At 68.1% G+C, this 16,051-nt stretch carries 18 protein-coding genes; 6 read left to right on the top strand and 12 right to left on the bottom strand.

The window, feature by feature from the left end:
• Positions 1 to 62 precede the first annotated feature (62 nt).
• The 4 genes from OHU35_RS41275 to OHU35_RS41260 form a co-directional block, all read right to left on the bottom strand.
• Complete coding sequence (locus OHU35_RS41275) at positions 63 to 875, bottom strand: alpha/beta fold hydrolase (protein ID WP_189730042.1); 813 nt, start codon at positions 873 to 875, stop codon at positions 63 to 65.
• Positions 876 to 975: 100 nt separating this feature from the next.
• Positions 976 to 1,428, bottom strand: coding sequence for a nuclear transport factor 2 family protein (locus tag OHU35_RS41270; RefSeq protein ID WP_229873447.1), 453 nt, complete (start codon positions 1,426 to 1,428; stop codon positions 976 to 978).
• A 137-nt stretch (positions 1,429 to 1,565) separates the two neighbouring features.
• Positions 1,566 to 2,093 carry a MarR family winged helix-turn-helix transcriptional regulator gene (locus OHU35_RS41265; RefSeq protein WP_229873450.1) on the bottom strand — a complete coding sequence of 176 codons (528 nt, stop codon included), beginning with the start codon at positions 2,091 to 2,093 and terminating at the stop codon, positions 1,566 to 1,568.
• Between the two features lie 262 nt (positions 2,094 to 2,355).
• Positions 2,356 to 2,697, bottom strand: coding sequence for a hypothetical protein (locus OHU35_RS41260; RefSeq protein ID WP_359895800.1), 342 nt, complete (start codon positions 2,695 to 2,697; stop codon positions 2,356 to 2,358).
• A 218-nt stretch (positions 2,698 to 2,915) separates the two neighbouring features.
• Here OHU35_RS41260 and OHU35_RS41255 point away from each other — a divergent pair, with 218 nt between their 5' ends.
• Positions 2,916 to 3,074 carry a helix-turn-helix domain-containing protein gene (locus tag OHU35_RS41255; RefSeq protein ID WP_189730044.1) on the top strand — a complete coding sequence of 53 codons (159 nt, stop codon included), beginning with the start codon at positions 2,916 to 2,918 and terminating at the stop codon, positions 3,072 to 3,074.
• 64 nt (positions 3,075 to 3,138) lie between these two features.
• Here OHU35_RS41255 and OHU35_RS41250 read toward each other — a convergent pair whose 3' ends face one another.
• Positions 3,139 to 3,639, bottom strand: a complete 501-nt coding sequence (locus OHU35_RS41250; RefSeq protein WP_043207182.1) for a helix-turn-helix domain-containing protein — start codon at positions 3,637 to 3,639, stop codon at positions 3,139 to 3,141.
• Between the two features lie 72 nt (positions 3,640 to 3,711).
• On the opposite strand from OHU35_RS41250, the gene OHU35_RS41245 reads away from it, so the two are divergent.
• Positions 3,712 to 4,776, top strand: a complete 1,065-nt coding sequence (locus OHU35_RS41245) for a Glu/Leu/Phe/Val dehydrogenase dimerization domain-containing protein (protein WP_405509099.1) — start codon at positions 3,712 to 3,714, stop codon at positions 4,774 to 4,776.
• 246 nt (positions 4,777 to 5,022) lie between these two features.
• Positions 5,023 to 6,690, top strand: a complete 1,668-nt coding sequence (locus OHU35_RS41240; protein ID WP_405509097.1) for an FUSC family protein — start codon at positions 5,023 to 5,025, stop codon at positions 6,688 to 6,690.
• A gap of 70 nt (positions 6,691 to 6,760) precedes the next feature.
• Here the strand turns inward: OHU35_RS41240 and OHU35_RS41235 are convergent, their stop codons facing one another.
• Entirely contained in the window at positions 6,761 to 8,032 is a 1,272-nt protein-coding gene (locus OHU35_RS41235; RefSeq protein ID WP_189730048.1) for an aldehyde dehydrogenase family protein, read from the bottom strand.
• A 153-nt stretch (positions 8,033 to 8,185) separates the two neighbouring features.
• Between OHU35_RS41235 and OHU35_RS41230 the strand changes: the two genes are divergently transcribed.
• On the top strand, positions 8,186 to 8,485 hold the full coding sequence (locus OHU35_RS41230; RefSeq protein WP_229873455.1) for a peptidase inhibitor family I36 protein: 300 nt from the start codon (positions 8,186 to 8,188) through the stop codon (positions 8,483 to 8,485).
• 230 nt (positions 8,486 to 8,715) lie between these two features.
• A complete protein-coding gene (locus OHU35_RS41225; protein ID WP_229873458.1) occupies positions 8,716 to 8,832 on the top strand; it encodes a DUF6207 family protein in 117 nt (38 codons plus the stop codon).
• Positions 8,833 to 9,348: 516 nt separating this feature from the next.
• Here OHU35_RS41225 and OHU35_RS41220 read toward each other — a convergent pair.
• The 3 genes from OHU35_RS41220 to OHU35_RS41210 form a co-directional block, all read right to left on the bottom strand.
• On the bottom strand, positions 9,349 to 10,182 hold the full coding sequence (locus OHU35_RS41220) for a PIG-L family deacetylase (protein ID WP_405509094.1): 834 nt from the start codon (positions 10,180 to 10,182) through the stop codon (positions 9,349 to 9,351).
• 454 nt (positions 10,183 to 10,636) lie between these two features.
• Positions 10,637 to 10,888, bottom strand: coding sequence for a hypothetical protein (locus OHU35_RS41215; RefSeq protein WP_189730052.1), 252 nt, complete (start codon positions 10,886 to 10,888; stop codon positions 10,637 to 10,639).
• Between the two features lie 142 nt (positions 10,889 to 11,030).
• Complete coding sequence (locus tag OHU35_RS41210) at positions 11,031 to 11,249, bottom strand: replication initiation protein, RepL2 (protein WP_359895808.1); 219 nt, start codon at positions 11,247 to 11,249, stop codon at positions 11,031 to 11,033.
• 376 nt (positions 11,250 to 11,625) lie between these two features.
• Between OHU35_RS41210 and OHU35_RS41205 the strand changes: the two genes are divergently transcribed.
• Complete coding sequence (locus OHU35_RS41205) at positions 11,626 to 12,168, top strand: hypothetical protein (protein WP_359895809.1); 543 nt, start codon at positions 11,626 to 11,628, stop codon at positions 12,166 to 12,168.
• Positions 12,169 to 12,431: 263 nt separating this feature from the next.
• Here OHU35_RS41205 and OHU35_RS41200 read toward each other — a convergent pair whose 3' ends face one another.
• The 3 genes from OHU35_RS41200 to OHU35_RS41190 all read right to left on the bottom strand — a co-directional run bounded on the left by OHU35_RS41200 (position 12,432) and on the right by OHU35_RS41190 (position 16,000).
• Positions 12,432 to 13,373 carry a pentapeptide repeat-containing protein gene (locus OHU35_RS41200; protein ID WP_189730058.1) on the bottom strand — a complete coding sequence of 314 codons (942 nt, stop codon included), beginning with the start codon at positions 13,371 to 13,373 and terminating at the stop codon, positions 12,432 to 12,434.
• Positions 13,374 to 14,099: 726 nt separating this feature from the next.
• Complete coding sequence (locus OHU35_RS41195) at positions 14,100 to 15,149, bottom strand: hypothetical protein (protein ID WP_229873459.1); 1,050 nt, start codon at positions 15,147 to 15,149, stop codon at positions 14,100 to 14,102.
• A gap of 11 nt (positions 15,150 to 15,160) precedes the next feature.
• On the bottom strand, positions 15,161 to 16,000 hold the full coding sequence (locus tag OHU35_RS41190) for a transposase family protein (RefSeq protein WP_189730062.1): 840 nt from the start codon (positions 15,998 to 16,000) through the stop codon (positions 15,161 to 15,163).
• Positions 16,001 to 16,051: the final 51 nt, after the last annotated feature.

The raw sequence follows: 16,051 nt of genomic DNA, 5'->3' as shown, positions 1-16,051 counted from the left end.
CACTGCGGCTGCAAGGTGTAGAGCGGTAGGGCGTTACTGCGCCACTTGAACCTTGGCCGGGGTCAAAGGCGCGACGTCGCCCTGGCGGCCGACCGTATGACGAATGGCAGCACGGTCTCGGCGAGGGCCTCCGGCTGCTCGGTGTGCGGCCAATGCCCGGCGCGATCGATAACGGCCCTCGCCGGTTCGTTGAATCGCGGGGTGACTCGCTGGAGAAGGTCATCGGTAACGAAGCCGTCTCCCGCCCCACGAACGATGAGCACCGGCCCTTGGAAGCGGCTCGGAGCCTCTCCGGCGGAGTCGCCGTCGTTCCACGCGTCGGCGAGCGCGGAGACAACTGCGGGCGGGATGCGGGCCCCCGCTGCGACCTGCAGGTCGACTGTTTGGGCCGACGGGGCCACCGTCAACTGGGAGCGCACCGCGCGTTGGGCTTCGAGATTCCCACCGAGTGCCCGGAACGGTGCGATGTCCGGGTCGGGAAGGCGGGTGCCGGCGAGAGGCACAGGCGTCAGGAGGATCAGCCCCCGCACGGCGTCACCGCGCGGCGCGGCCACCAGTTCGGCCACCTGGGCTCCCATGCTCTGACCGAGGACGACACAGGGTTTGCCGAGCGAGTCGACGACCGCGCCGGCGTCCTCGGCCATGCGCCGCAAGGTGAACGGGCCGGATGCGTTGACACGACCACCGACTCCGGCGGGCTCGAGCTGCACCACATCTACGCCGGCCCTGGCGATCAGATCGGCGAACACGGTCCAGACAGTGGCGTCGTCCAGGAATCCGGGAAGCACGACGAGCGCCGTAGGGCCCTGGCCTGTGCGACGGGCGATCGCAGATGCCGCTTCCACGACGGTGATGCCGACTGAGGGTTCGGTCATGGCGGTTCTCCTCGAACGACCGTGATGGCTCCCGGCGGTGACTATGTATCGCTGACGATGGGAGACGAGTCGTCAGGTTGTGAAGAGCGAGATCGCCCGCTCACGCGAGCGTCGCCCGCGGGTACCGGCGCGGCTCCCGGCCCGCCATCACGTCCCGGCCGCGCGCTGTGTCTGCGTAGAGCCGTCCGAAGATCACCTTGCCGTCCCGGACCTTGAACAGAAACAGGTGCTCATTGCACATGCGGATGCCGTGGATCGACAGGGCGTCCGTGCGAACCGGGACGACGATCGTGTCGCCGGCGTCGATGATCTCGTGGGCCTCGTACCGGAAGTACTGCCACTCCTTGCCGACCTCCTTCCAGAACGCCGTGAACTCGTTTGCGCCGACGTAGACCCCGCCGTACGGCAGCGAGTCCGACATCTCGAATTGGAAATCGTCCGCCAGCAACGCGACCAGCGGAGCGCGGTCGTTCGCGTCGTAACCGGTGAAGGCAGTCTTGATCGCCGCCAGGATCTTGTCGTTTTGCATCTCGGTCTCCGGCAGTCGGGCCATTCAGAGAAAGGAGCACATGCTCGTTCGAACGGAAGGGAGCATATACGCGTATTGGCTTCGCTACCAGCCTCTGGAGTCATGTGAAGTTGATGTGCGCCTCTGGCGCCTCGGCAGCGCCGCACGCCTGCGCCGAGACGTCACTCGGCCCAGGGGTCGAAGCCCGTCTCCAGCACCGCCCGCAGCGCCGCTCGCAGTTCAGCGGCTTCGGACGTGCCGAACGCACTCTCGAACTGATCTTGAGCGGCCCTCCACAGTGGCACCGCCGCCTCCAGGCGCTTCAGACCTGCCTCTGTGATCTCGACTGCGCGAGCGCGTCGGTCGGTGTCCGAAGGCTGGACGACGAGCAAGCCATCGCGCTCCAGCGGCTTGAGATTCGTCGCGAGGGTCGTGCGATCCATCGCGATCCGCTGGGAGAGTGCCGTGATCGTCGTGCGGCCTTCCAGTGCCAGTCGGTGCAGAATGTTGAACTGCGTCGTCCGTAGCCCAACCGGGGTCAGCGCCTTGTCGTAGGCGGCAGTCAGATACCGGGTCGCCCGTCGGCTGGCTGTGCAATTGCACCGACCGTCCATCTCGGCGAGGGTCGCGGCGAACGACGCCTTCGGCCGAGCCTGCCCGTCGCCCGCCCTCGCTCTGGTTGCGGCAGTCGCGGACGCTTTGTCGGTCATGATGGTCCCTCCCAGATGCCGCCTTCCAGGATAGGCGCATCTGCGCGAAACCACGTAGTCCATCCGCCGGGTGATCGACTCCGCGAGCGCCTGCTGGTTACGGAGAAGGTCAGGCTGCCCTGCTCATCGCGTGTGCATCACCGCCTTGAGGCTCCACGCCGTGCTCCCGCACCCTGCTCCGGAACGCGTCCACCGCTGCCGGCTTGACTTGCCACCGGGCAACGCTCCGATCCGCCGCTGTCCGACGCCCTCGCCTCCGTGGTCAGCCCGCTATGGCTGGTTTCACCGCCTCTGTGCAGCGGTCGCAGAGGCACACGCGGCGAAAGCACAGAAGCGGCGCGGCCGCCGGCTCACCCTGGAGCGGGAGTTGCTCCGCCAACTCATCGGCAAAGCGCCTCGCAACGACGCCACCGCCACCGGACTCGGCTTTCAGCTCGACGACGCTTTCAGCGTTGTCTGTGTCACCGGGCTTGCGCAGCGTGCTGACAGCGAGCGTCTGGTGGAGCTCCTGAACAAGACAAGTGACCGCCCAGGGCCTCGACGTGTCGCAGAGATGTGCCGCCATCGAGGCGATCAGCTCTGCAGCGAGGATTGGTGTCGGCATCCCGCGTACCGGACTCGCCGGCGCCGCGGCCGCTCTCCAGGGCACCCAGGAGGCCGTCGCGCGCACGACCGACGAGCATCGGGTCGTCGAGTTCGAACGTGACTGCCTGATGCCCAGCCTCAAGCCATCAGGCACCGGTTCGAGGCTGCCCTCCAACCGACGGTGGCGGTGGCACGGCGGCACCCGCAGCTGGCCGAGACGGTACGGGCGTACTCGGAATGCCGGTACTCCGTGAGCGCGCCTGCGCCCGTCGGCTGCACATCCATCCGAACAGTGCCCGATACCGCCTCGATCGGTGGACGGAGCTGACCGGGCACGACGTCGAGACAGTCGACGGACTGAGCGCTTCCGTCATCGCGCCCGAACTGAGCCGCTAGGTGTGTTCCCGGAGAGGCTGGTGACGCCCTTTGCGGCAGGCGGGCTGGATGCTCGTGGCATCGGTCAGTCGTCGGCTGCCACGGTGCTCAGCAGGGCGGGTGCCGCGACCACTTCGACCTCGCCTGGCGGCAGGATGTGGCCCTCGGTGCAGGAAAGCCGTGGGTGAACCTGTGCCCCGCAATCCCGGTGCCGCAGGCGTACGGGACCTCCGTCGGGGGCGGCATGCCGGTCGCCCCACTCCATGAGGGCGAAGAAGGCGACCATGAGCTCTTCGCCGGGCGGGGTGAGTTCGTAGCGGTGACGTGTGCGCTGGCCGGCTTCCTGGTAAGGCACTCGGGTCAGGAGCCCGACGTCCACGAGTTCTCTGAGTCGCTTGGCCATCGCGGGCTCGCTGAGCGGGGTTTCCCGCACGAAGTCCTGGAAGTACGTCGTGCCGTAGAACGCCTCGCGCAGCACCAGCAGGTTCGCCGGGGTGCCGAGCACCTCCAGGGCACGAGCGGCGGAACAGCGCTCGGACCGCCAGCTGTCGCGGTCGGCCAGCAGACCAATCAGGGATGACGTCACCACTCCACTCTACGGCGACGCTGACTTAAGGTACATTAAGTCAGCCACCTCACCCGCCTATGGAGGTTCTCCATGTCAGCTGCAGCGCTGGAAGCAACTCTCGATCACGAGCAGGTGGTGGTCCGGTCAGGCCGCCGGACCGGCCTCCCTGTGATGATCGCCGTCCACTCGACCCGCCTTGGGCCCGCGGTGGGCGGTGTACGCATAGCCCGCTACGCGTCCCCGGCCGACGCGTTCGTCGACTGCCTTCGGCTGAGCCGGGGCATGACGTACAAGGCCGCCGCCGTCGGCAACGGCACAGGCGGCGGCAAGGCTGTCGTACCGCTGCTTCCCTCCGGCCCGCAGCAACTGGACGAGGCGCTGCGCGACGGGCTGCTGATGGACCTGGCCGAAGTGGTGCACGAACTCGATGGCGCGTACCACGTGGCGCCCGACGTGGGCAGCAGCACCGCCGACATGCTCCGCATCCGCCGTCGCACGCCGTACGTCGGCGGCTACTCGACCACCGAGAACGGACTGGGGGCGACGACGTTCGGCACGGCCGCGGGCGTGGAGCACGCGATGCTGGCCACTGCCGAGCATCTGTGGGGTACCGCCGATCTGCACGGCCGGGACGTCGTGGTCGTCGGCTTCGGGGCAGTGGGGCAGGAACTCACCCGACGCCTGGTGGCCGCAGGAGCCAAGGTCAGGGCAACTGACATCGACCTCACCCGTCGCCCAGCCGCGGAGACGGCCGGGGCGCAGTGGGTGGAACTCGACGGCGCCTACACACTGGAGACGCAGATCCTGGCGCCGTGCGCATTGGGCGGAGTGTTCACCAGTGAGCTGGCGGCCGCGCTGCGCTGCCGCGCAGTGGTCGGCTCGGCCAACAATCAGTTGGCCACCGACGAGGTAGCCGCCGATCTCGCCAAGGCAGGAATCGTCTGGGCCCCCGACTTCGTGGCCAACGCCGGCGGAGTGATGTACGGGACTGGCGTCGAACTGCACCACCTGAGCCCCGAGCAGTCCCGGGACCGGCTGAAGTCGATTCAGTCGACGACCGCCGAAATCCTGCGGCAGAGTGACGAAGAGGCGACGACCACCCTGGCAGCCGCCAACCGGATCGCGGAGCGCGCTCTGGCCGCCGCCGGACGATAACGCTCTGCTCGACGACCGACCCGTCGGTCGAGGGACGCCTGCATGCCGCGGACGCCCTCGTCCCGCCAAGCCGTGCTCGTGCGCCGCCGTCTGAGAATTGTTCCGATCTTGGTGCTTGCCCCGGCGCGAAGGCTCAGTCGGCGGCGTTCGCCCCCTCTTCTCGGCTCGCATTCACCGCGCGGCACGACACCCCCAAACGCCGACCGCCCCCGCTACGGGTCACGGCGCATCTCACGGAGAGAATCAATGAGTACGAGTGCGGCCCTGCGCCGCGTGGCCCACGCCGGGGTGCTGCGATGCGCCCGGCCCTCCGACATCTGGTTCAAACCCGCGCTGAGCGTGCTCGCCGCTACCGCCCTGCCCGCTCTGTCCATGCTCGTGCTGGGCAGGCTCGACCTGGCGATGTACCCGATAGCCGGTGCCATGTCCGCGCTGTACTGCCACCACCGCCCGTACGCCGCCCGGTACCGGGCCCTGGCCTGGGTGGTGCTCGGCATGGTCGGTGGCCTCGCCGTCGCGCTGCTCACAGCGGCGCTCACCACCAACGCAGCTGTCCTGGTCGGTGTCGGCGCTCTCATGGCCGCCCTGCAGAAGGCCGTCTGCGACGCCACCCGCATCGGACCGCCCTCGAGTGTGGTCCTCACTTTCATCAGCTCGACCGCTCTGTTCTTGCCTCAGACTCCCGCTCAGGTCCCCGGCCATATCGGGCTGGCCCTGCTGGGGGGTGTCTGGGCCTGGCTGGTCTGCATGGCGCCCGGCCTGCTGCGCCCCCACGGACCCGAGCGTCGCGCCACCGCCCACGCCCTCGACACGGTCGCCGCGTACGTCGCCGTGAGCACGGCCGAGGTCCAGGTCAAGGCCCACGCCGCCGCTGCCGCGGCTGTGCAGGCCGCCTGGCAATGCCTGCCGGCCGCCGACGCCCGAAGCGACCTCACACGCCGCTCCCTCATACGGCTCGTCGCGCGCGCCGAGGCCGCCGTCACCGCTCCTGGGGATGCCGACCCGGAGCGTCTGCAGGCGTGGGCGCGCAACCTGCGCGGCTCGGGCCCGATCCCGTACGTCGGCCACCCGGTGCCGGAAGGCGAGGAACTCCTCGGCCTCGACGCCGAGACGACCGCGTCGCCCCGGGCGGCGTGGTGGAGCCGGCACAATCTGCTCGCCCCCCTCGCGATGCGCACTGGGATCGGATGCGCGCTCGCCGGATACGCCTCCCTCGCCCTCGGGATCGGGCGCCCGTACTGGGCCCTCGTCACCGCCGCCTCCCTGTACCAGGCCAACCTCACGCTCACCCGGCGACGAGCAGTTGAGCGGGTCGTCGGCAACCTCATCGGCGTCCTCGCCTTCGCCGCGATCGTTCCGCTCGCCCACCTGCATCCGGCGGCCCTCGTGCTGTGCTTCCTCGCCTTCTGCTTCGCCGCCGCGGCACTGATCGGCCCCAACTACTGGCTCCATACCGTCTGCGTCACCCCGATGGCCCTGCTCATCACCGAGTTCGCCCGGACCCAGGACTCCGTCCAACTGATCAGTGGACGGATCATGGACACTCTCGTCGGCACGCTCGTCGGCCTCGTCGCAGCCATCGCGGTCACCAATCGGCGCGCAGGCGACCGCCTCGAGCACGCGCTCACCGCCGTCGAGCACGCCCATGCGCACACGGCGGCTCTCGTCGCCGAGCCGGATCCCGTGCCCAGCGCGCTGAACGCCTCCCGACGTCGCCTCGGCGCCGCGCTGGTCGAACTGCGTGCCTCGGCCGACACCGCAGCCGGCGAGTGGTGGCAGCGCGCCCTGCCAAGCGACAGAGTCGTGCACGCCGAGCAGTCCGGACACCAGACGCTGGCCGAGGTACTACGACGTCAGAGGCCGGCATCCCTGAACCAGGACGCGGGCACCACTGGGCGGGACGCCTGGGCATGACCGGGACAAACCCAACGAACCTTGGGGGACTGCCACCCTTCGAGCCGCCGGCGTTCCGCCAGTCGGGGTTCTAGCCGAGATTCTCCGCGCTGGGCACGACCACGTACTGCCGCAGGTACAGATCGCGGAAGCTCACCGGCCCACGCGGACCGGGAACCCGGTCGATGTTGATACCAGTCTCCGGCAGTCGCAGCAGCTTGAAGCCGTCGAGAAGTCGCGTGGGGGAATTCCAGAAGACCCCAGAGCCGCCGTAAGCGTCAATGAACCGGGCAGCGGCGGCCGGGTCGTCGGTCACGATGGCGGCGGCCAGCCCGGACGTCTCCTCGTTCGCGATCCGAGCCGCGTCCGACGGGCCGTCGGCGGCGTCGATCGTCACAGTTGCCGCACGCTCCGAGTCGAGTGACCACTCGTATCCGCGCGGATGGCTGTGCGGGGGAAGAGAAGCGGTGATGCCCAGGCGGTGCAGGAGCTGAAGAATGCCGGGCAGCCGCTCTTCGTACACAGGCCGGTCGATGAGCAGCAGATTGAGGCGATTGCACACGCCCAGGCGGTCGAGGCTGTCGATGATCAGCTGGTGCGCGGTTTTTTCGACGGCGGCCGAGTCCACGTACAGGACTCCGCCGCCGTCGGCATGGGCGAGGGTCCGCACACCGTGACGTGCGCCTTCCTGGCCGAGGTCGCGGGTGCTGTCGCCGCTCCCGCGCAGGATGACCAGCGGGATGAACTCGGGCAGGGCCACCAGCGCGTAAGCCGCCGAGCGGTCTTCGCTGGGCACCAGCTGGATGGCGTCCGGATCCAGCCCCGCCTCGGCGAGCGCCGGTGCGATCACTTGATCCACCAAGGCCCGGGACGAGCCGAGCGCAGCCGATCCGGTGCGCAGCACACCCGCGTTGCGTGACTTGAGGAGCTGGGACGCGATGTCGAGCGTGACGTTCGGACGAGCCTCGAAATTGGCGCCGATGACCCCGACCGGACGCCTGCGCTCCAGCAGGGTGAGGCCGTCCGGGCGCACCTCGACGACCCTGTCCCTCGGCTCGTGCGCGGTATCCGCCAGCATGCGCAGCTCCGCCGCCATTGCCTCCAACCGCGTTGAGGTCAGTCGCAGGCGATCCTGCAGTGCGGGCGACATGCCTGCGGAGACGGCAGCCGCGAGGTCCTTCTCGTTGGCGGCCATGAGAGCCGACTGCGCCGATCCCAGACGCTCCGCCATGCCACGCAGCGCCAAGTCGATCTCGGCGTCCGAGGCACCCACGAGAGCGATGCCACCCTGCTTGGCTCGGATGGCACAGGCACGCACGACATCCAAGGAGGCGGATGCTCGGTAGTCCTCGTCGCTTGTCACGGGCGTCCTCTCACTGTCCGAATGCCGCAGCAACCTGGCAGTCAGGATCGTAGCATCGTTCAACAATCTTGCTCGGCGTTTGTGTCCCGGTGGTAGCGGAAGCCGCGAGGACAACCAGCCGCTCGGCTACCGGTGCCGTGGGTGCGGCGTGCCGTGGACGGCAGCCTGAAGGACCTCCCGTCCGCGCTCCGTGACCGTGGCAGCTCGATCCGCAACAACTCCGACCGCACCGCCCTCGTGTATGAGAAGCGCAACCACAGCGGCCGGCATGGGTGTTTCACCCGCAGCGGCGGCTCCATCCACGATCTGTGCGGCTACGACCTCAACGACCAGACCCGCTCCCGGAAAATCACCGCAACGACTGCGGCTGCCCCTCCCCCACCCACCGAGCCAAGCACCCGGCTGGTGCACAGCAGTCAGCCCCGCCCGGTAAGCAGCGCCGGGCGGGGCTGATCAGCATGCGCGGTCGTGAAGGGCGGTCGCCTACGCGGCGAAAGGCACTGCAGGGCTTCAGCCGAACGATCTTCCCTGCAGGCAATAGGTGAGGCCCGGGGACACTGTCCCCTTCACGACCACACTCCTCCCAACACAGCCGGCCAGGCACCTATTCCGGCAGTACGCCACACCATGCTGCGCACGCGTGATCACGCTCCGCGTGCCAGCCTGTGGCGTCGGCAGACGGCATGCTTGGTCGCCGCCGAGGGTGGGCAACGGCTTTGGCGAACCGGCACCCGGGCCCCGGCGAGCCCGGCCTACGGCTGCGCTGCTACTTGGACGTGCGCCAGAACCTCAACTCCTAGCCCACGCCCGGTGCTCCAGGACGGACCGCGAACACAAGGTGCGGGCCGCTGACCTGGGGTGTCCCCGAAAGAGACACCTCAGGTCAGCGACCGCGCAGGTCGGCACGCGAATCGTGCGGTCCCCCTGGCACCGTGTGGGGCCTCGCGGTTCGTGTCGAATCCCACCCCGTGACCTGCTTCATCTTCTGTGGCCTCACGGCGTGTCGGACATCGGATCCTCAGCTTCGTGTCGCTTCCTCGACGGTCTGTCTTGATCGGAGCAGACCGCGGGGCTGACCTGGGCTGTCGCGCACCTTGTGAGCCAGCAGCCCGCAGGTCTCCCACCTGTGCGGTTGCCAGGTGGACTGAGGACAAGCGCGGTGGCGGGTCGGAAGCGCGGCACGCACGCGTCGACGCCGCCGGCGAGGGCCTTGGACGGGGGCTGCCGGAGCGGAACTCACGTGGACAAACCTCCGGGCGTGAGACCCGCTCGAACGCGCCGTGCGGTGGATGTTCCTGGATGGTCGGGCGGGCGGATCAGCGCAGTCCGGCGAAGAGATCGTTCTCGGGTACGGCCGCTCCGGTGGGGTCCTGGACACGTAGGAAGGTCTCCATGCCCATCAACTCGCCGAACCTCTCCTTGCCCATCCTGAGGAAGAAGATGTTCTCGCCCTGACTGGCGTGCGCGGCCAGCGCGTCGAACTTCTGGCCGCTGAACGCGGTGGTGTCCACCCACGTGGTGATCTCATAGTCGGGGAGGCCGATCTCGGCCATCGCGGCGGCCTCGGCGGGGTCCGGCTCCGGCATGTCCTCGTGAAACTCGCGCATGATCTCGCCGAACCGCTGCATCATCGAGCGGGGCATCGTGGTCCAGTACACCTTCGGGGACAGCTCGGTCATCTCCAGCGCCGCCATCGTGATGCGGTGGGCCTGGATGTGGTCGGGGTGGCCGTAGAAGCCGTTCTCGTCGTAGGTGACGACCACATCAGGTCGGTAGTGCCGCATGAGTTCCGCGAGTCGGGCCGCACCTTCCTGCACGGGGGTCTGCCAGAAGGATCCGGGGGCGTCATTGCTCGGCCAGCCCGCCATCCCGGAGTCGGCATAGTCCAGCATCTCCAGGTCGCTGACCTTCAGAACCTCACAGCTCGCCTCAAGTTCTTGACGGCGCATCAACGCGACCGCCGCCGGATCGTGCCCGGGATCGCCCGGCTTGACACCCCCCGGTCCGTCACCGCAACCGCCGTCGGTACACGTCACGAGAACCGTGCGGATGCCTTCCGCCGCGTACCGCGCGAGGACACCCCCGGTGCCGGTGGCCTCGTCGTCGGGGTGGGCGTGTACTGCCATGAGCGTCAAAGGCCGGTCAGCCATGAAAGAGTCCTCCTGCAGACATACGTCTTGATCCAAGCGCGCGGCGGGCGTACCGCGATCCTGGGGCCCGGATCCTGGTGGGGCGGACGACTTTGTGGTCTCCGTGCTCCCCGCCCGTGCGGCGCCGGTCCCTCGGTCGATGTAACCCTGCCGGCCGGACCGGCTGTTCCCGGCGCGGCCGCTTGGCCTTCCATGCGTCGGCATTCAACGCGAACGAGGTACAGGCACGACTGCGATCACGTTACGGGCCCACCCGCCATGACTCACGAAGCTGGCGCAGGACGCTAGCGTCGTCCTGTCATGCAGGGCCCCGGGGGGAGGGTTCGTGCGGCGTGATCAGAACCGGCAGTCGAGAAACCGCATGGCGCGACATCGGCCGAGTCCGGACCGGATCAGAGGAACCAATCCTGATCCGGCGCACCGCTGGGGAGATCATGACCTGGGCAGGCTCGGATTAATCACGACGATCGTGGCAAGCGGCGCAGGGCTTCTGCTGACGGGGATCGCAAAGCGGTCCCAGCCACGGCCTGGCGCCCGGCGGGGGTGACACGGTGCCCTCGCGGATCAGCGATTTCGACAGCTTGGCACCGGTGTCGGTGAGCACCATCGGGGTGAGGTTTCGCGGCGGGGCGCCCGGGCCGGGCAGGGCGGCGAAAGCCTCTTCGACCAGCTGGCAGCCGTAGGCCCAGTCGCCGCCCTTGACCATGACGTTGAGAGTGCGCGGCGGTGAGGGCAGGCGCTCCTTGACCAGGTTGCGGTAGAGGGTGGCCAGGTCGAGTACGGCTCGGGCCGGGCGGGAGTGACCAGTACCTCGTAGGGGCCGTGATCAGTGCACGCGGCGGAGCCGTTCAGGTTGCGCGGCGCAGAGGGACGACGATGTCCTCCCTGGTGCTCTTCGCACTGAGCCGGCAGTAACTGATGTGAGCGAGCCGCTCGGATTCCTCGAGCCAACCGGCCTCTACGACCCGGCGCCGGGTGCGGGAGAGCTCAGTCGGGGACATGCCGACAGCCTTGGCGAGGTTGGCGCCCGTCTCGACGACGGCACCGGCTCGGTCGGTGGGGTGCATCGCGGGAGTCCTCCAGGGCCCTGGCCCAGTCCCGCTCGAAGGCCGGTACCCAAGTGTCGGCGCGCGGTCGTCGCGCAGCTGGGCGGCAGCAGCCGGGGCTGGCGGGGCGGGAGCTTCCTCGGGCTGCGCGCTCATCGGCACCTCCAAGCGGGTCGTATCGCCACCGTACGCGCGGTGCATGGCGGTGGGGACTGACATGCGGTGATCCCTTCCCGTGCTCATGGGTGGCAGTCGGCGCCGTAGTCGAAGACTCCGTCGCCGGACCTGCCGGTTCGCTGCGTGTCCGGCCTCGTTTTCCGGTTTCGGGAACGAGCACGCCAGTTGGCCACACTGAGCGTGCCACTTGGCCGGACGCTGCGACGGGCACGCTTTGAAGGTGACTGCCTTTCTGAACCAGCTGCCTGCCCTCATAGGTGTCATCGTCGGTGTCCTGGGGACGCTGCTCACAGCCCGGCTCAACGACAGGGCTCAGTGGGAGCGCGCCCTCTCGGTGCGGTGGGATGAACGGCGATTGGACGCTTACTCCGAGTTCGGTCGGGCGCTCAAGGAGGTCCACCTACTTGCGCATCGCCTCACAGCGTCGTCACGACCCTCATCGCGGGCACATCCGATCGATCGGGACACAGGACTTGAACTGATCGCCCAAGCTGACGCCCAGCGGACCAAAGCGTGGGAGGCGGTGCTCCTGCTGGGCGATGCCGACACGGTGGCCGCCGCGCGCGAGTGGCGCTGGGCCGTGCTGCAGCTGGAGCGGGCGGCACGTGGTGTTGCCGCCGACGGCTTCGACTGGGTAACTGCCGTACGACGCACGGACGAAGGCCGGGACCGCTTCTACGCCGCTGCCAGGGCCAGCTTGACCGTGGGCAGCGGCAATGTAGCCCAGGCGCGATGGCTCACCGATCGACAGATGAACTCGTGATTCCGACGTGGCGGTAGAGGCGGACTCGTCGGTGAGCGCCCACGTGGCCAACTGAAGCTCTCAGCGGCCAACTGGCAGGTTGTGACCGCGCTTCCGTGACGGCTACGACCGATGCGCTATCGACAGTCGCCCGAGCCAGTGACTTTCCGTCAAGTCACACTCATCGATGGTTGATCGGTGTACGGGCTGCTGGACGAGAGGGGCGGCGGGGTCAGGCGGGCAGCTCCGCCCGGCCGTCATGGGCCGTCTCCGACCTGGCCTCCTCAAGGGAGGTCGGAGATGTTGGTGCCCGACGGAAGCCGGAGCCCGGGAGGAAGCGTCTGCAGGCCGAAGTGCGGAGGCTGGGTGAAGTCGGCTGCTTGAGAGAAGTCGACGGTTCCGCCGCTGAAGTGGGCGGGCGGCACTGTGCGGTAGATGGAAGGGAGATGGTGCTCACCGAAGTTCACCGTGCTGCCGGTGAAGGAAGCGCCGCTGAAGTCGATGCAGCCGTCGGAGAACTCAGCGTCCTCGAAGAGGATCTCGCCCGCCGTGAAGTTGGCTTCCCGGAAGTTTACTTGCGCGCCCGTGAAGCTGGCAGAGTCGAACGTAACCCAGCCGCCGCTGAATGTGGCACGGTTGAAGCGAACGGAGCCGCTGCGGAATTCGGCGAGCCGGAAGTACACGTGGCTGCCTTTGGCGAAGTCGACATCGTCGAAGATGATCTGGTCCCGGCCGTGAGCGACGAAGACTGTCTCGACGAAGACGATGTCGCCGCCGGTGAAGCGCGCACCGCGGAAGTCGGCCGCATCGATGACGGCGCCGGCGAAGTTCAGGTCGTATCCCTGCCAGGATTCAGGTGCACCGTCGCGTAAGTGGGCGCCAATGAGTTGCAGGACGGTCTCGCGGACCTTCCGCTCTCGCTGCCAGGTCGTCAGCGCCTGGTTGTCGCTGGGTGGATCGAGAGCGTGAGGCATTCGCAGGTAGCCGCACAGCACGTCGATGCACATCTGCCGTTCCTGTGGCCATTCATCGGCGAGTCGCGCCATCGCGTAGGCGCCCGCCATGCGTACGGCTGGCTGTTCCGCTCCGAGTTGCTCGGCAGCGGCGCCGAATCGTTCGATCAGCGCCTTGTCGTGCTCCCGGGCGTCGGTGGTTTCATTGAGGTGCTGGCGTCGGTAAGCGACCACGAGTGCTACCACGCCGCCGCCTCCGGCCACGATCGCCAACGCAATCTTGATGGCATCGTATGTGTCGCTGGGCCTGAGCGGTCCGGGTACCTGCACTCGAGGTGCCCCCAGCCCCAGCCATAGCAGTCCTAGGACTGTAATCGCTGCAACCGCGGCCAGCACCAACACTACGGCGATGTGCAGGCCCAATGGCCAGCGCATGACACCGCGCGGAGACCCGCCCGAATTCCTCACAGTCGCAGTCAAGCTCCCTCCCTCCACCCGAGGCCCCCGTCAGAGACCACGAAGTCGAAGACGACCGCAGGCTCAGTGCCGTGAGGAAGCGATGTTTCATTCACGGCTTGCCTTCTCCTGGTGACTAGCGTGGCGCACGTCCAGCATGCGCACCAGATCGCCAGCGCCGCCGTGGAGGGTTCCGGGTATGGCTATGGAGGCTGAGCCGCATGGCTACCTCAGCAAGGTGACTCCGGCCGGATCCGCTACTCGGCGTAGCCATCACGGAAGGGCGGTCAGAACCAACTGGCATGCTCAGTCACAGGCAATTGGTGCTCGCCTAAAGGGTCTGGATTCAGTGAGCCTCCGCCAACTCGAAGTCGCAGGTAAAAGGGCTGGTGTGGCGGTCTCTCGGGATGCTCGTGCTGGTCGCGGGCGGCAGTCTGCTGAGAAGATCGTCTGCCGGGCTGCGGCAGAACCATCGTTCTGTGACGCTCGGCGTCCAGTTACGGCCGACGCCGACAGCCCTTTCTGAACGGAGGCCGTGACGCTTCAGCCGTGTTGGTGCCTGACGGCCATCGTGTGGAATATCTTCTTCGGTTCCCAGCGGGCCTCGTCGAGCACCCGGACGACGCCGTACGAGCCAAGGTCGTGCTGCCTGGGCCTGCTGTAGCCGGCGAAGGTGAACCAGAGCGCGGTGTCCACGCCTTCCTCTTCGAAGATGTCCAGTAGCTCGGTGAAGTAGCGTGCCTGTTCGTCCTCGTCCGGCACCGCGCCGTGCGGCACTTGCCAGGCCATGCCGCCACGTTCGCCCGCGCCCTGGTAGGCGCAGGTTCCGTACTCGGTTACCGCGACGGGCTTTCCGTGGGCGAGGTGGCCGCGCAGTTCGTCCCGGAAGCTGTCGGCGTTGTAGGCAGCCCGGTAGGCATCGATGCCGACGAAGTCGAACGGATGCCAGTCGACGAACTCCCAGGGCGCCGAGGCGTAGGTGATCCGCCCGCCGAAGTGCGTGCGGGCGGTCGCGGCGGCTTCGGAGAGGAACTCATTGAGGCGTTCTTGCACCGGTCCGAGGGAGGACCACCACTCCATGTCGGCGCTGGCCATGGCCCGCAGGCGGTCGCCGTAGGTGTCGCCCGGGATGAAGCCCCCGCAGAACGCGCTGATCTCGCAGCCGGCGACGAACACCACGTCGGCGCCGGCCTCCCGCACAGCTTCGGCGCGTTGGGCGCAGTCGGCGAAGAACGGGAGTAACTGGCCGTGAGGGAGGTCCACGGGAAAGGGAGCGAACCAGACCTCAAGGCCCGTGTCTGCAGCATGCCGGGCAGCGATGCTCAGCCGTTCGGGCTCTCGCCCGGAGATACGAACGACGTCGCAGTGGAGCTCCCTGGAGATCACCGCCATGTCGTGCTGGACCGTTTCAGGGGTGAAGCTCTTGCGGGAGAGTTCTTCCCCAGGAAGGAATCCGGTGTCGTAGTTGATGCCCCGTGCGCGCACGCCCTTGCCCCTTTTCGCTTGACCGGTGCCGTGTTCTGGCAAGTCAATGCCGTGCCCGGGGTCTTTGGCCAGAGGGGGAATGCTCCGGACGAACGTCGGGCATTGCATGCGGCGTTGTCTCAGCGGCTGACTTCGAGGTTCGTCAGGACGAGCAGGGCGCGCAGGAGTTGGGTGGCGCGGGCGGGATCGGTGCGGAGTTTGGTCAACACGCGCCAGTTCTTGAGGTGAGCGAAACCGTGCTCGACTGGGGCGCGTCCGGCGGCCAGCACGTGGTTCGCCGTCTGCTGTCCGGGGGTGAGTTTGCGGTAGCGGGTGGCCTTGAAGCCGGTGACGATGACCAGGTCGTCGGGGTCGTCGGGTTTGTCCACGCCGAGGAAGCCCAGGTCGGCGAGGGCGCCGAGGCCGGCTGCTTTCAGGTGGTTGACGAGTTGGTCGTGGCGGGCGGCGGTGGCGTCGTGGGTTCGGCCGGGCCGGGCGGCGGAGGTCCAGATCAACCGTCCCTTCTCGTCGGTCAGGGCGAGGAAGTGCAGGCCGTGGCGGTGGTGCTTGCCGGAGAAGTTCTTCCGGTTGTCGCGCCCGGTGCGGCGCTGGGTGGGGATGAGGGTGCCGTCGACCAGGACGACTTTCCCGCCCCGCTTCGCGATCTTCTTCAGGGCCCGGTTCAGGCGCGGAGCGCGGGCGGCGAGCAGGTGGATCATCTCGTCGCGCCAGCGGCGGACGGTGGACTCGGCGACGTTGTTGCCGCCGGCCATGTCGGCCAGGCGCTGGTCGTGGCGGAGCACGGCCAGGACAATCACCGCGATCTTCCCCGGCGGCAGCGACCGCCAGCGCGAGCCTATCGATTTCAGGTGGCGCCGCAGCAGGCGGGCGAGGTGGTTGACGGTGTGCGTGGACAGCGGCAGACGGCACTGGTAGACAAGGGACACGGTGTCCCCGGCGCGCTCTTCGGTTTTGGTCACACATTCCCAACGAGCCCCGGGGACACCGTAGTTACGGCCCTCTTTGCTGGC

It is taken from the genome of Streptomyces purpurascens, from assembly GCF_045040895.1.
GTDB classification, from domain to species: domain Bacteria; phylum Actinomycetota; class Actinomycetes; order Streptomycetales; family Streptomycetaceae; genus Streptomyces; species Streptomyces purpurascens.
This window is presented reverse-complemented; position numbering and strand designations above follow the sequence as displayed.

Coding starts and splice junctions, on each gene's coding strand:
- OHU35_RS41240 (WP_405509097.1), top strand. CDS start 5,023: ATGAGTACGAGTGCGGCCCTGCGCCGCGTGGCCCACGCCGGGGTGCTG.
- OHU35_RS41220 (WP_405509094.1), bottom strand. CDS start 10,182: ATGGCTGACCGGCCTTTGACGCTCATGGCAGTACACGCCCACCCCGAC.
- OHU35_RS41225 (WP_229873458.1), top strand. CDS start 8,716: ATGCTTGGTCGCCGCCGAGGGTGGGCAACGGCTTTGGCGAACCGGCAC.
- OHU35_RS41245 (WP_405509099.1), top strand. CDS start 3,712: ATGTCAGCTGCAGCGCTGGAAGCAACTCTCGATCACGAGCAGGTGGTG.
- OHU35_RS41260 (WP_359895800.1), bottom strand. CDS start 2,697: ATGCCGACACCAATCCTCGCTGCAGAGCTGATCGCCTCGATGGCGGCA.
- OHU35_RS41195 (WP_229873459.1), bottom strand. CDS start 15,149: ATGCAATGCCCGACGTTCGTCCGGAGCATTCCCCCTCTGGCCAAAGAC.
- OHU35_RS41265 (WP_229873450.1), bottom strand. CDS start 2,093: ATGACCGACAAAGCGTCCGCGACTGCCGCAACCAGAGCGAGGGCGGGC.
- OHU35_RS41275 (WP_189730042.1), bottom strand. CDS start 875: ATGACCGAACCCTCAGTCGGCATCACCGTCGTGGAAGCGGCATCTGCG.
- OHU35_RS41215 (WP_189730052.1), bottom strand. CDS start 10,888: ATGGTCAAGGGCGGCGACTGGGCCTACGGCTGCCAGCTGGTCGAAGAG.
- OHU35_RS41255 (WP_189730044.1), top strand. CDS start 2,916: ATGCCGGTACTCCGTGAGCGCGCCTGCGCCCGTCGGCTGCACATCCAT.
- OHU35_RS41270 (WP_229873447.1), bottom strand. CDS start 1,428: ATGGCCCGACTGCCGGAGACCGAGATGCAAAACGACAAGATCCTGGCG.
- OHU35_RS41210 (WP_359895808.1), bottom strand. CDS start 11,249: ATGCACCCCACCGACCGAGCCGGTGCCGTCGTCGAGACGGGCGCCAAC.